Source organism: Nonomuraea sp. NPDC026600, assembly GCF_040638335.1.
GTDB lineage: Bacteria > Actinomycetota > Actinomycetes > Streptosporangiales > Streptosporangiaceae > Nonomuraea.
This window is the reverse complement of sequence record NZ_JBEZYD010000004.1, coordinates 158,100-171,763: the sequence shown is the minus strand read 5'-3', so window position 1 is coordinate 171,763 and position 13,664 is coordinate 158,100. Positions and strand designations below refer to the sequence as shown.

The following is a 13,664-nucleotide window of genomic DNA, read 5'->3' as shown; positions in this document are numbered from 1 at the left end:
GTCAGTTCCTCTCGTTCTGCATGGTTGTCTCCTCCAGCACGCCCGCTTCGATGAGCGCCTGTATCTCGGACTCGGCCAGGCCGAGCAGCTTGGCGGCCACCAGCCGGGTGTGCTCCCCGGCCAGCGGCGCCGGCCGCAGTTCGGGGTCGGCGACCTCCCGGAACGTGGCCGGGGCGTTCTCGGTACGCAACGCGTGGCCGATGTACGGCTGGCGCATCTCGCGCAGGAATCCACGGGCCGTGAGCTGGGGATCGCCGGGGTACTCGGTGACGCGCCGCATCATCCCGGCGGGCACGCCGGCCGCCTGCAGCCGTTCCATGGCCTCGCGCGGCGGGGTGCCTGCCGTCCACGCGGTCACGGCCGCGTCCACGAGGTCGCGGTGCGCGCGGCGGCCCGCCGCGCCGGCCAGCCGGGCGTCGGTGAGCAGGTCGGCGCGGCCGATGACGGCGCACAGGCCGCGCCACTGCTCGTCGTCCTCGACGTTCACCACGCACCACTCGTCGTCGCCGGCGCACGGGTAGACGCCCTGGGGCGCGTCCCATTCGCCGCTGTTGCCGTGGGCGGTGAACGAGCCGGGCTCCAGCGACTCGCGCAGGAAGCTCGTGGACAACTGGGTGAGGATGGTCTCGGCCTGGGAGACGCTGACCGTGCCGCCCTTCCCGGTACGCCGGCGTTCGATCAGCGCGGCGGCCACGGCGACCGCGCCCACGCGGGCGGCGATGTGGTCGGGGTAGATCGTGATGGCGTCACAGAACCCGGCCTCCACGCCGACGTCGCGCCAGAGCCCGGTGACCCCGGTGGCGGCGCGAACGAGCGGGCCGTAGCCCATGCGCCTGCTCCACGGCCCGGTCGAGCCCAGGGCACTGCTGTCGGCCATGATGATGCGCGGGTTCAGCTCGCTGATGACGTCGTAGCCGAGGCCCAGGGACTCCAGCGTGCCGGGCTTGAAGTTGGACAGGATGACGTCGGACTCCTTGGCGAACCGCTTGAAGAGCTCCAGGCCCTCCGGAGAGCGGAGGTTGACGCCGGCGCTGAGCTTGTTGCGGTGCCCCCAGGCGAAGCCGACGCTCATGGCCTCGCCGGTCAGCGACTGGCGGCTGCCGTCGGGGTACGCCCGGCTCTCGATCTTGATGACCTCGGCGCCCTGGTCCGCGAGCAGCCGCCCCAGCTCGGCCCCGACCACGATGACACCGAGGTCGAGCACGCGGATCCCGTCAAGCGGCCGCCGCGGGCCCGTGGGCTCGGTGGGCTTGGTGATCGTCGTGCGGGGTGGCTCGGCGGACACCTCGTCGTCGTGCTCGCCCACCTCGGGAGCCCGGTGCCGGAATCCCGCGCGTACACCGTTCACCTCGACGTATCCGGAGGGCACCCGCCCGGTCAGTCCGGGCGCGACCTCGGCGTCGAGCAGCCCGCCACGGGCCAGGAAGTGCGGGCCGGCCAGCACCTCGCCCGGATCGAGCAGCGCCGCGATCGGCACGCCCAGCTCCTGGCCCCGCGCCACCAGCTCGTCCTTGGTCTTGTCCCTGAACAGCGCGCCGATCAGGGCGTGCAGCCGCTCGGTGGCACCGAACCGGGCGCCGATCGAGTCGTACTTGGGGTCGGCGAACTCCTCGGGCTCGCCGAGCCAGCCGAACATCCCGCGCCACTGCCGCCTGGCCAGCACGCAGATCCGCACATACCCATCCGCGCAGGGGAAGATCGGGTAGAGGTTGCCCGCGTCCGGGCGGCCGCGGGGCAGCTTGGTGGCCGGGACGCCGCCGGTGGCCGAGCCGCCGATGCCGAAGCCGGGGTCCAGCGCCTGGGCGGTCATCTCGTACACCGAGCAGTCGACGTGATCGCCGCGCCCGGTCTCCAGCCGGTTCAGGTACGCCAGCAGGGCCGCCCACGCGGCCTGGATCGCCGCCGACTCATAGGCCAGCGGCCCCGGCGGCATGACCGGCCGCCGGCCCGGAACGCCCGACCGCGACAGCACCCCGCCGAGCGCCAGGTGCGTCCAGTCGGTGCCGGTCCAGTCCCGGTACGGGCCCGTCTGCCCGAAGTCGGTGATCGAGACGACGACCAGCGCCGGATTGCGCGCGAGCAGCGTGTCCGCGCCCAGGCCGAGCCGGTCGAGGGCGCCGGGCCGTTCGGTCTCGATGAGGAAGTCCGCCCCCGCCGCCAGGTCGAGCAGCCCGTCACGGCCGGCGGGGTCGCTCAGGTCCAGGGTGACGCCGCGCTTGTTGGCGTTGTGCGTGGCGAAGTAGAGGCTGACGCCGTCGTGGAGCGGTTCCCGCCGGCGGGTGGGCGCGCCGCCGGGAGGTTCGACGCGGATGACGTCGGCTCCGAGGTCGGCGAGGTACCGGCCGCACATCTCGGCCTTGCCGTCCGCCAGGTCGATGACCCGGAGGCCGTCGAGGGGAAGGCCCCTGATCGCGGGCATGGTGAATCACCCCAGTGTGTGAAGGACTGCGCTGTTTGAAGGACATGCGCGAATGACGCCAGACGTGACCTGTCACGGACCTCGGAGGCGATCCGGACCGGCGGCCGGCGGCTCAGGCCTGCGCGCCGGATTTGTTACCGACAGGTGTCGTATGACGGAGAATGCCACAGGGATTCCTGCCGGAAAACGTCCGAAACGGCAACGTGGCACGCGTCCCGATCGGCAACGTGTGAACGGCGTGCGTTTCGGCCGGATCACCGGGCCCCAACCGCGACGCGCGGGTTGACGTGCGGCGACGGTCCGTCACAGACTCCCGCCTCATGGACGTACAGCAGCTGCGGTGCTTTCTCGCCGTCGCCGAGGAACTGCATTTCGGTCGTGCCGCGGAGCGGCTGCACCTCACTCCGTCGCCGGTCAGCCGCGCGGTGAAGGACCTGGAGCGGGAGCTGGGCGTCGAGCTGTTCGTCCGCCGCTACCACCAGGTCGAGCTGACCTCCGGCGGCACCGTCCTGGTCGAGCGGGTACGCGGCATCCTGGAGCAGGTGGACGGCCTGAAGGAGGCCGTCCACCAGGCGTCGGCCACGGAGAGCCGCGTGGTGCGCGTGGGCGGCACGCACCTGTGCCCGCCCGCGGTGATGGACCGGTTCGTGGCGGTGGCCGAGCAGCGGTTCCCCGCGCACCCCGTGGACGTGACGATGGCGCGGTCCGCCGAGCTGCTACCCGCCCTGGAGCGGGGCGAGCTGGAGGCGGTCCTGGTGCACCTCCCGCTGGACCGGGTCGAGCTCGACAGCCTGGTGGTCGCCCGGTACATGTTCTCGGTGGCGATACGGGCCGATGACCCGCTGGCCGGTGCTCCGGAGCTGACGTTGAAGGACGTCGCGCACCGGACGATGACCGTCGGGCCGCTCACGCCTCAGCCGCTGGCGGTGGACCGGCTGCACCAGCGGCTGCGGGACGCCGGCATCACCTCGTTCCACCAGATGCCGGACAACGACTCGGTCATGCTGGCCAGCCACGTCCGACGCGGCCACGGCCTCACCCTGACGATCGATCCGCGCAACGGCGGCAGCGCCAGTGTCTTCGACGACCCGGCCTTCGCGGTGATCCCGCTCCGCGAGGACCTGGAGTTCCTGCTCGGCGTGGCGTGGCGGCGCTCCCGGGTGGAGCAGGACCCCTTGGTGAGCGACCTCGTCGCGGCCATGCGCGAAGAGTGGGCCGGACAGGCCCTGACCCTGTAGCCCGCACGTTGCGGTTTGGCGCATGTGCACGTGTGCCAAACCGCGATGGTCACCGCCGCCACGACCTGCCTACCGTTCGTCGCACCGCCTCTATGTGAGCCCCGCCACAAGCCCCGCCGCTAGAGAGCGCCTCCAGCCCACGCTCCATTCGTCCCATTTCAGGAGGCCGCGATGTCTCACATGCCCCTCGATTCGCCTGCGCCGGTGTCGGCCCGCGGCGTGGACGCCCGCATCGACGCGATGCCCAGGGTCGGGCTCAACCGGGCGGCCTGGCTCGCCCTCATGCTCTGCTTCTTCTTCGCCAACTACGACATCTCCGTCCTCGCCATCACCCTGCCGGCCATGCGCGACGAGTTCGGGCTGACCGGGGCCGCGCTGGGGTACCCGATCACCTGGAATCTCGTCGGCTACTGCATCGGCGCCTACCTGTTCGGCCGCGTCGCCGACCGGTACGGCCGGCAGAAGGGCCTGACGCTGACCATCGCCGCGCTCGGCGTCGGCGGGTTCCTGACGGCGTTCTCGTGGGACGTGTGGTCGCTGACCTTCTTCCGGTTCCTGACCGGCTGCGGGATGGGCGCCGTGCTCGCGCTGTGCTCGGCCTACATCGGGGAACTGGCCCCGAAGAACCAGCGTGGCGGCTACCTGTCGCGCCTGTACATGGTCGGCACCGTGCTGCTCCTGGTCATCGGGTTCGCCTCGCTGCCGGTGCTGGCGGCCTCCTCCACCGGCTGGCGCTTCCTGCTGGGCTTCGGCGGCCTGGTGCTGCTGGTGCTGCCGCTGGTCAACAAGAACGCCCTGGTGGAGTCGCCGCGCTGGCTGGTCGCGATGGGCCGTGCGGAGGAGGCCGACCACATCGTCCGCCAGATGGAGTCCCGCGTCGGCCTGCCGCCTGGGGGCACCGTGCCGCCCGACGACCTCATCGGCCAGGAGAGTGTCCCCGCCGAGGAGGAGGTGTCCGCCCGGGCCCTGTTCAAGGCCCCGTACCTGGGCCGCATGCTCATCGTGCTGGGCTTCTGGTTCATCTTCTACGTGGCCATGTACGGCTACGCCAGCTACCTGCCGCTCATCCTCGAAGGCATCGGCATCTCGACCTCCAAGGCGATCCTGGTCACCGTGCTGGGCCGGGTCATGCCGCTGATCTCTGTCCTCGCGGCCGTGCTGCTGGTGGAGCGGATGGAACGCCGCACCATGATCGTCATCGGCACCCTGGTGTTCGCCGCGTCCCTGCTGCTCATCACCTTGGACCTCGGCGAGGCGGTCGCCACCGCCGGTGCCCTGTTCAGCTCGTTCGGCATCGCCTTCATGGCCACCCCGGCCTACACCTACACCGCCGAGGTCTTCCCCACCCGCGCCCGCGGCACCGCCTCGGCCATCGCCGACGGTGTCGGGCACCTGGGCGGCGCCGTCACACCTTTCGTGGTGCTCCCCATCCTCACGAGCCTCGGCGCGCGACCGGCGTCCTTCGTGATGGTCGCCCTCCTCGTGATCGCCGCCGCCATCATCCGCCTCGGCGTCCGAACCCGCGACCGCTCCCTGACGGACATCGCCGCCTGACCCTGGGCGGTTCGCTAACCGTACGATTTGGCGACACCGCTGAGCAGGTGCTCAAGCGTGTCATAGGACGGGATGTCGACCACGTCGATGAGATCTTTCGCGACGGGCACGTGGTGATCCGCGGCGACCTTGGCGAACTGGGTGGCGTCACCCGAGCGGAACCCGTGCTCGGCGGCGAGCCTCTGCAACTCCGGATCGGTGCTCAGCAGGCGTCCGACGCGGTCGCCGGCCGTGGTGAGCGGCACCAGTGTGTGCCTGGACAGCACGGTCGGCGACGGGTACATCAGCACCATCTCCGGCTTGATGCGCCCGCGCGCGGCGGCGTCCACGAACTGCGCCTCGTAGATCCAGACCATCGGTGTCGGGCCCATGCCCACCGTGAGGTATTGGTCGAACGGGCCCTCGGAGGTGTTGTCGGTGTAGCCCTGGCTGGTGAAGAGCCGAGTCACCAGAGGCAGCACGTTCTTCTCGTCGGTGGCGCCGTGCACGATCTTGCCGCCGTTCGCGACATAACTGGCGATCGCCAGGTACATGGCCGCGGAATTCGACGTGCGAGGGTCCGTCGTGGAGATCAGAATGTTCTTGTCGACGGGATAGACGGTGTTGCCCGTGAGCTGGGCCCACTTGACGTCTGTGGTGAGCAGTTCGAGGTAGCGGTCGACGTTGAAGGTCAGGACGGCGCCCTGTTTCACGACGCCCGCCTTGGTCAGCAGGTCCGCGATCGGCTTGAACGTCGCGATCGCCATCGGCGAGGAGAACGGCGTGTATTTCGCGCTGACATGACGTTGGCGCTGGATCAACTCGCCCGCCGGTGCGCTCGACGGAAAGGCGAAGTCGTACCGTCCGAGGTCGATCGAGGTGGCGATCTGGCGTGAGCCCGCCGGTTCGACTTCGACCTTCACCCCCTTGTCGGCGAAGGCCTTCAGTACTTGTGGATCCTCGAAGAAAGCCTTCTTCTCGGAGCCGATCACACCGCGCACGGTCGTGAGCGGACGCGGTGTCTCCGCCTGCCTGAGATTCACGATCACCACGGCGGCGATCACAGCAAGCGCGACACCCAGGATTAGCAAGAGAAATCCCTTGCCGCGGATTCGCGATTGTCGATCGTTTTCTGGAGTGGGTGAATCAGGAGTGTCCGGCGCCGTCGTGAGGTGGGTGTCCGCGGCGGCCTCCGGCGGGACGTCCACGGACGCCTCTGACGGCGCTTGGGCGGCCGCCGCCGCCTCTGCCACCAGCTCCCCGCGGACGATGCGTTCGACCAGGACAGGGATGAAGTCCCTGACGGGATAGCCGTCGAAGCGGCGATGGACCGCTTCCATCACGTCCTTGACGTGCTCGGCGGAGTGGGTGCCGGCGAAGACCTGGACCAGGCGATCGGTCGCCCGGCGTATCGCCTGGTCTTCGCGGTGGGTTTCGCCACTCACCAGTATCTCCTCGACCCAGATATCGCGGCGAAGCCGCCGTGTCTGCCCGCGCGCCGCGCGCCCAACCTTATAGGGATTTCGGCCGGGCAGATAACCCGAAGTCAACCGCCCATTCAAAGCCGCAGTCGCGTTCACCGGTCAATCATTTTTCATTTATCAAAAGGAGAGTGCGAGTTATTATTCGTTCACAAAAATGCGTGAAGCGGCCCGGCGGGAGAGTGTCTCCCGCCGGGCCGCCGGTCGTCATGGGGTCAGCTGCCGCTCAGCGTGAATCCTTGCTCGGTGCCGAAGGCGGTGATCCGGTCCTGCCAGGTTTTCAGGGCCGCGGACAGGTCGCCGCCACCGTCGACGGCCTGTCCCACGGTGTCCTTGAAGATGCTGTTGGCGTACACCTGGAAGGGGAGGTACTGCCAGTCGGCGCGGACGGCGGCCGAGGCGTCGCCCAGGACCTGGTTGATCTTCTGTCCGCCGAAGAATTCCTGCGGGGTGTCACGGAACGCCGGGTCGTCGAGCAGCGCCTTCGTGGCGGGGAACAGCCCGGCCTCGGTGTTCAGCGACTTGACGGCTTCCGGGTCGGAGTTGAGCCACTCCGCGAAGGCGACGGCGGCCGGGATGTTCTTGCTCTGCGGGATGACCGCCACCGAGGAGCCGCCGTTCTCGGCGTTCATCGGCTTGGCCGCGTCGTACTGGGGCATCGGGGCGACCGCCCACTTGCCCTTCGTCTTGGGAATGGAGTTGATGATGCCGTTCGGGGCCCAGGCGCCGGTCAGCCAGGCCGCGTACTTGCCGGAGCCCATGCCCTTCCACCACTCGTCCGTCCAGCCGGGCTGCGGGTCCACCAGCTTCTCGCTGAGCAGGGTGTTCCAGGTGCCGACCCACTGCTTGACGCCTGGGTCGGAGGCGAGCGTGACGCTGACCGAGCTCTCGCCCGAGGTCTTGAACGGCGCGCCGCCCGCCTGCCAGATCAGGCTGTCCACACCGCCGGCGTCTCCGGGGTCGATGGAGGTGAGGAAGTTGTCCGGGTTGTCAGCCTTGATCTTCTTTGCTGCCTCGGTGAACTCCGCCCACGTCGTCGGCGGCTTGATCTTCAGCTTGTCGAAGATGTCCTTCCGGTAGAACATCGCCATGGGGCCGGTGTCCTGCGGGATGCCGTAGACACCACCGTTGATCGCCACCTGGCCCCATGCCGCGGGGGCGAACTTGTCCTTCAGCGCGGCGGCGCCATGGTCGGCGAGGTTGACCACCTGCTTGGCGAGCGCGAACTGGGGCAGCGCGAAGTATTCGATCTGGGCCACGTCGGGCGCGCCGGAGCCGGCCTTGATCGCGGTCTGCAGCTTGGTGTACTGGTCGGCGGACTGACCCGCGTTCACCACGTTGACCTTGATGTTCGGATATTTCGCCTCGAAGCGAGCGACGGTCTTGTCGACCCCCGTGACCCACGTCCAGAACGTCAGCTCGGCCGGCTTGGACAGCGCGTCCTGGACCGCCGCCGACGCGCTCGGGGCGGCGGCGGCCGGGGCGGTGGTGGCGCCCCCACCGGTGCCGCCGCCGCACGCGGCCAGGGCCACTGAAAGGGCCGCTGCGACCCCGGCGGTCACGACACCGCGCCGCGATGGAAGTGTTCTCATGACGTTTCCTCATTCACAGGGATTCACTGGGATTCACGGAGGGTTACTGCTTGACGCTTCCGGTGGCGAGGCCCGACTGCCAGAACCGCTGGAGCGCCAGGAAGGCGATGATCAACGGCACGATCGACAGCAGGCTGCCGGTCAGGATGAGCGAGTAGGTGGCGTCACCGGCGCCGGAGGTGCCGCTGTTGGCCTGGGCGTTCCACTGGTTGAGCCCGACGGTGAGCGGGAACCAGTCCGGCGAGTTCAGCACGATCAGCGGCAGGAAGTAGTTGTTCCACGTCGCGACCAGCGCGAAGAGCAGGACCGTGACGAATCCCGGGGCGAGCAGCCGCAGGGCGATGGTGCGGAAGATCTTGAACTCGCTCGCTCCGTCGATGCGGGCCGACTCCAGGATCGAGTCGGGCACCGCGTCGGCCGCGTAGACCCGCATCAGATAGAGACCGAACGGGCTGCACAGCGACGGGATGAGCACCGCCCAGGGGGTGTCGACGATGCCGATCTGGCTGAACAGCAAGTACGTCGGCACCGCGAGGGCCGTCCCCGGGATGGAGATCCCGCCGAGCACCACCGCGAACAGCAGCTTGCGGCCCGGGAAGTCGTACTTCGCCAGGGCGTACCCGCCGATGGTGGCCAGCAGGGCGGCCCCGCCCGCGCCCACCACGGAGTAGAGCACGGTGTTGCCGAACCAGCGCACGAAGATGCCGTCGTTGTAGCTCAGGGTGTCGCCGATGTTGGCGAACAGGTGGAAGTCCCCGCCGAACCAGAGTCCGAAGGTCGAGAACAGGTCCCCGCCGCTCTTGCTGGCATTGGCCAGCAGCCAGAACAGCGGCAGGACCGCGTACCCGAACATCACCAGCATGATCACGGTGAGGACGGGGCTCTTCCCCCGTTGCCTCGCCTTGGAGTGCTTGGAGGATGGGTGCGCGACCCGCGGGCGTGCGGCAACGGCCGTCACAGGGTCTTCTCCCTTCTCGCCGTGAGGATCTGCACCGCGTACGCCACGATGACGGTGACCAGGCCGAGCACCACGGCGACGGTCGCCGAGTAGTTGATCTGCTGGCCGTTGAACGCGAGGCTGTAGGCGTACATGTTGGGCGTGTAGCTCGTCGTGACCACCGCGGGTGCGAGCTTCTGGAGGATGTTCGGCTCGTTGAAGAGCTGGAAGCTGCCGATGATCGAGAAGATCGTCGCCACGAGCAGCGCGGGGCGCAGCGCGGGCAGCTTGACGCTCCAGGCGATGCGGATGGCTCCCGCTCCGTCCATCTCGGCGGCCTCGTAGAGCTCTTCCGGTATGGCGCGCAGCGCGGCGTACAGGATGATCATGTTGTAGCCGACGAACTCCCAGGTCACCATGTTGCCGATGGACCCGAGCATCCAGGAGCGCGACATCAGGTCGGGGACGGCGACGTCCAGGGCGTCGCCGATCTGCCCCACCAGGCCGAACTGGTCGCCGTAGATGTAACCCCACATGAGGGCCGACACCACGGCCGGCACCGCGTAGGGCATGAAGATCGTGATGCGGAACAGCGACGGCCAGCGCAGCCTGCCGCTGTCGATCGCCAGCGCGCAGCCCAGGGCGATGAGCAGCATGACGGGCACCTGCACCACCAGGAAGAGCGCGACGCGCAGCAGCCCGGCTCCGAACAGCGCGTCGCCGATGGCGCGGGTGTAGTTGGCCAGGCCGGAGAAGACCGTGCCACCGATCATGCGGTCCTGGAAGAAGCTGAGGTAGATCGCGTACGCCAGCGGCGCGACCACCGTGACCAGGAAGACCACGAAGAACGGCAGGAAGAAGGCGTAGCCGGCGACACGCAGGCGCAGGAAGGGCCGGGGGAGACCCGCGCGTACGGCAGGCGCGGTCATCTCGTGCTCCTGCCGCGCGATGTTCGCGCTGCCACGAAGACGAACACTGAACCCTCCTTGAAGCCACACTCCGACCTGCGCTGCCGTGTTCCGCTCAGGGCCAGGAGGCGGGGTGATTGCGTGTTTGCGTAAACATGTTGGGGACGTTCCGTAGTCTGGAACGGGTCGCGAGACGTGTCAATAGGTAACCCAAAGTTAACAGCGATGCCTGATTTATACATATTTGGGCGCTGCGATCGCCAAGGGCGGGTGCCATTGACGGATGGGTCGTGTTTACGTAAACATCATGCGAGAGTTTGCACGGACAGCAGGCCGATCCGACGACCAGAGGTGACAGTGGACGGGGCGACCCAGGAAACGGCGTCAGGGCGGCGCCCGCGCAGGCGGCCGTCCATGGCTGATGTCGCCTCGATGGCCGGGGTCTCCAGCCAGACGGTCTCCCGAGTGGTCAACAACCGCAGCAACGTCGAGGAAGAGACCCGCCAGCGTGTCCTGTCGGCCATGCGCGTCCTCGGATACCGGCCCAACACGGCCGCGCGTGCCCTGGTCACCGGGCAGTTCCGCACCTTGGGTCTGATCAGCTTCGGGCTCGGCAACTTCGGCAACGCCCGCACCGTCGACGCCATCACGAGGGTGGCGCAGCGGGCCGGCTACACCGTGAACATGATCGCCATCGAGTCGCAGACCGAGCGGGCCGTGCACGAGGCGTTCGACCAGCTCACGATGCAGGCAGTCGACGGCATCGTGCTCATCGAGGCGCAGATCCTCGACACACCGGCACTCCGGCTGCCACCGGGCGTGCCGGTCGTGATGGCCGACGGCGACGCCAGCCACCGCCACCCCATGGTCGACACCGACCAGGCTCTCGGCGCCAGGCTCGTCACCCGTCACCTGCTCGACCTCGGCCACGAGACGGTCTGGCACGTCGCCGGGCCCGAGGACTCCTATGCCGCGCGGCGCAGGGCCGAGGCCTGGCACGCGACGCTCAAGGAGGCGAAAGCCGTGGTCCCCCAGGTCGTGTTCGGCGACTGGAGCGCGGCCAGCGGCTATGAGGCGGGCCGCGTCCTGGCCGAGCGGCCCGGCGTGACGGCCGTCTTCGCGGCCAACGACCAGATGGCACTCGGCGTGATGCGCGCGATGATCAAGGCGGGATGGCGCATCCCCGAGGACGTCAGCATCGCCGGTTTCGACGACATCGACGAGTCGGCGTACCTCTCCCCGCCGCTCACCACCGTCCGCCAGGACTTCGACGTGGTGGCGGAGCGGATCGTCTCGCTCATGATCGGCCAGATCGAGACCGGCACCGCCCCCTCCGCCACCGCTTTCATCACCCCCGAGCTGATCGTCAGAGAGAGCACCGGCGCACCGCCGCCGAAGCCACCAACACCATGAGAAGGGAGGAGCGGCGCCCTCGCCTGCCGAGACCGCCGCGCCCACAATGAACGCCGTACCTCGCGATGTCATGCCGGTCTCCGGGACCGCCGGCGCCCCGTCCCCGGGCGACCGGTTCTGGCGCCGGCTCGGCGGCGTGGCCTTCGGCGGTGACTACAACCCGGAGCAGTGGCCGGCCGAGACCAGGGCGGAGGACCTGCAGCTCATGGCCGAAGCCCGGGTGAACCTCATGACCGTCGGGGTGTTCGCCTGGGCCCGCGTGGAGCCCGCGCGCGGAGCCTACGATTTCTCGTTCTTCGACCAGGTCCTTGATGACCTGCACGCGCACGGCATCACCGCCGACCTCGCCACCATGACGGCGTCACCGCCGCCGTGGCTGGTCCACGAGCACCCGGAGATCCTGCCGGTCACCGCGGACGGGACCGTACTGGGACCCGGCGGGCGCCAGCACTTCTGCCCGTCCAGCCCGGTCTACCGGGAACGGGCCGCGCTGCTGGTGGAGCGGCTGGCCGCGCACTACCGCGACCACCCGGCCCTCGGGCTGTGGCACGTCGGCAACGAGTACGGCTGCCACATCGCGGCCTGCTACTGCGAGGTGTCGGCGGACGATTTCCGCCGCTGGCTGCGGGAGCGGTACGGCGACGACGTCGAGGCGTTGAACGACGCCTGGTCGACGGACTTCTGGTCGCAGCGCTACGCGTCCTTCGACCACATCCGGCCGCCCCGCACGGCTCCTACGTACCCCAACCCGGCCCAGCAGCTCGACTACCTGCGCTTCAGCAACGAGGCGTTGCGCGACTGCTTCGACCTGGAGGCCGGCATCCTGCGGCGGGTCACTCCCGAGGTGCCCATCACCACGAACTTCCTGGGCGGCCTGAAAGCCGTGGACGTCTTCGACTGGGCGCCGAGGCTGGACATCGCGGCGGTCGACTCCTACCCCGACCCCCAGGACGAGCAGCCGCATCTCGCCCCCGGCCTGGTGTACGACACGATGCGCGGCTCCAGGGGCGGGGATCCCTGGATCCTGATGGAGCAGGCGCCGAGCGCGGTCAACTGGCGGACCAGGAACCCGATCAAGCAGCCCGGCCAGATGCGCCTGTGGAGCTGGCAGGCGGTCGCGCACGGCGCCGACGCGATCCTGTACTTCCAGTGGCGGCAGTCACGCGGCGGCGCCGAGAAGTTCCACTCGGGCATGGTGCCGCACGCGGGGGCCGACAGCCGGGTCTACCGCGAGGTCGTGGCGCTCGGCAGGGAACTCGCCTCGGTGCCCGACCTGGCCGGCACCCGGGTCCGCAACCAGGTGGCGATCCTGCTCGACTGGAACAGCTGGTGGGCGCTCGAGCTCGACTCCCATCCCTCGGACGGCGTACGCCAGCAAGACCGCCTGCTGGACCACTACGGCCCGCTGTTCGACCTCGGCGTAGGCGTGGACGTGGTGCCGCCCTCAGCCGACCTGACCGGCTACGCCCTCGTCGTCGTACCGAACCTGTACCTCCTGTCGAACGAGGACGCGGGGCGCGTCTCGACGTACGTCTCCGGCGGCGGCGCGCTGGTCGTCTCCTTCTTCAGCGGGATCGTGGACGAGTACGACCGGGTCCACCTGGGCGGCTATCCCGCGCCGCTCCGCGAGGTCCTCGGGGTGCGGGTGGAGGAGTTCTGCCCGGTGTCGGAGCAGGAGTCGTTCCCCGTCCGCGGCCGCGGGGCGCTTTCGCACCTCGAGGGAGTCGCCGACCTGTGGCGAGAGGACCTGCGGCTCGTCGGCGCCGAGGCCGAGGTCGCCTTCGACACCCACGACTGGGCCGGCCGCCCGGCCGTGACCAGGCACGAGTTCGGCGAGGGGACGGCCCGCTACCTCTCGACCCGCCTCGACCCGCCCAGCATGCGGGCGATCCTCGGCCTCGCCCTCGCCGAAGCGGGAGTGACCCCCGTCGTCGAGAACCTGCCCTCCGGGACTCAGGCGAGCGTCCGCACCGGACCTGGCCGCCGCTTCTTGATCCTGCTGAACCACACTGGCGACAAACACGACATCACCCTCACTGGCGAGTGGGCCGACGCCCTCGACCCATCGGGCGAGACCGTCGGCACCGCCACACTGCCCCCCTTCGGCGTCGCAGTCCTCCGCGCCGCCGGCTAGAACGCGATC

The 13,664-nt window shown here is 69.3% G+C and carries 9 protein-coding genes; 4 read left to right on the top strand and 5 right to left on the bottom strand.

Features of this window, described 5'->3' with window-relative positions:
* Window position 1 precedes the first annotated feature (1 nt).
* Window positions 2-2,419, bottom strand: a complete 2,418-nt coding sequence (locus tag AB0F17_RS11005; protein ID WP_358019759.1) for a CoA transferase — start codon at window positions 2,417-2,419, stop codon at window positions 2-4.
* 320 nt (window positions 2,420-2,739) lie between these two features.
* Between AB0F17_RS11005 and AB0F17_RS11000 the strand changes: the two genes are divergently transcribed.
* Together AB0F17_RS11000 and AB0F17_RS10995 are read left to right on the top strand one after the other, a co-directional pair.
* Window positions 2,740-3,657 carry a LysR family transcriptional regulator gene (locus AB0F17_RS11000; protein WP_358019756.1) on the top strand — a complete coding sequence of 306 codons (918 nt, stop codon included), beginning with the start codon at window positions 2,740-2,742 and terminating at the stop codon, window positions 3,655-3,657.
* Between the two features lie 171 nt (window positions 3,658-3,828).
* The gene (locus tag AB0F17_RS10995; RefSeq protein WP_358019753.1) at window positions 3,829-5,211 is read left to right on the top strand and encodes an MFS transporter; all 1,383 of its coding nucleotides are present in this window, start codon (window positions 3,829-3,831) and stop codon (window positions 5,209-5,211) included.
* Between the two features lie 14 nt (window positions 5,212-5,225).
* Here AB0F17_RS10995 and AB0F17_RS10990 read toward each other — a convergent pair whose 3' ends face one another.
* The 4 genes from AB0F17_RS10990 to AB0F17_RS10975 form a co-directional block, all read right to left on the bottom strand.
* The gene (locus AB0F17_RS10990) at window positions 5,226-6,770 is read right to left on the bottom strand and encodes a three-helix bundle dimerization domain-containing protein (RefSeq protein WP_358019750.1); all 1,545 of its coding nucleotides are present in this window, start codon (window positions 6,768-6,770) and stop codon (window positions 5,226-5,228) included.
* A 116-nt stretch (window positions 6,771-6,886) separates the two neighbouring features.
* On the bottom strand, window positions 6,887-8,263 hold the full coding sequence (locus AB0F17_RS10985) for an extracellular solute-binding protein (protein ID WP_358019747.1): 1,377 nt from the start codon (window positions 8,261-8,263) through the stop codon (window positions 6,887-6,889).
* Between the two features lie 43 nt (window positions 8,264-8,306).
* The gene (locus AB0F17_RS10980) at window positions 8,307-9,221 is read right to left on the bottom strand and encodes a carbohydrate ABC transporter permease (protein WP_358019744.1); all 915 of its coding nucleotides are present in this window, start codon (window positions 9,219-9,221) and stop codon (window positions 8,307-8,309) included.
* On the bottom strand, window positions 9,218-10,129 hold the full coding sequence (locus tag AB0F17_RS10975) for a sugar ABC transporter permease (protein ID WP_358019741.1): 912 nt from the start codon (window positions 10,127-10,129) through the stop codon (window positions 9,218-9,220). The genes AB0F17_RS10980 and AB0F17_RS10975 overlap by 4 nt, the downstream gene beginning before the upstream one ends.
* A 393-nt stretch (window positions 10,130-10,522) precedes the next feature.
* Here AB0F17_RS10975 and AB0F17_RS10970 point away from each other — a divergent pair, with 393 nt between their 5' ends.
* Both AB0F17_RS10970 and AB0F17_RS10965 read left to right on the top strand, forming a co-directional pair.
* Complete coding sequence (locus tag AB0F17_RS10970) at window positions 10,523-11,521, top strand: LacI family DNA-binding transcriptional regulator (protein ID WP_358019738.1); 999 nt, start codon at window positions 10,523-10,525, stop codon at window positions 11,519-11,521.
* Between the two features lie 70 nt (window positions 11,522-11,591).
* Window positions 11,592-13,655, top strand: coding sequence for a beta-galactosidase (locus AB0F17_RS10965; protein WP_358019735.1), 2,064 nt, complete (start codon window positions 11,592-11,594; stop codon window positions 13,653-13,655).
* Window positions 13,656-13,664: the final 9 nt, after the last annotated feature.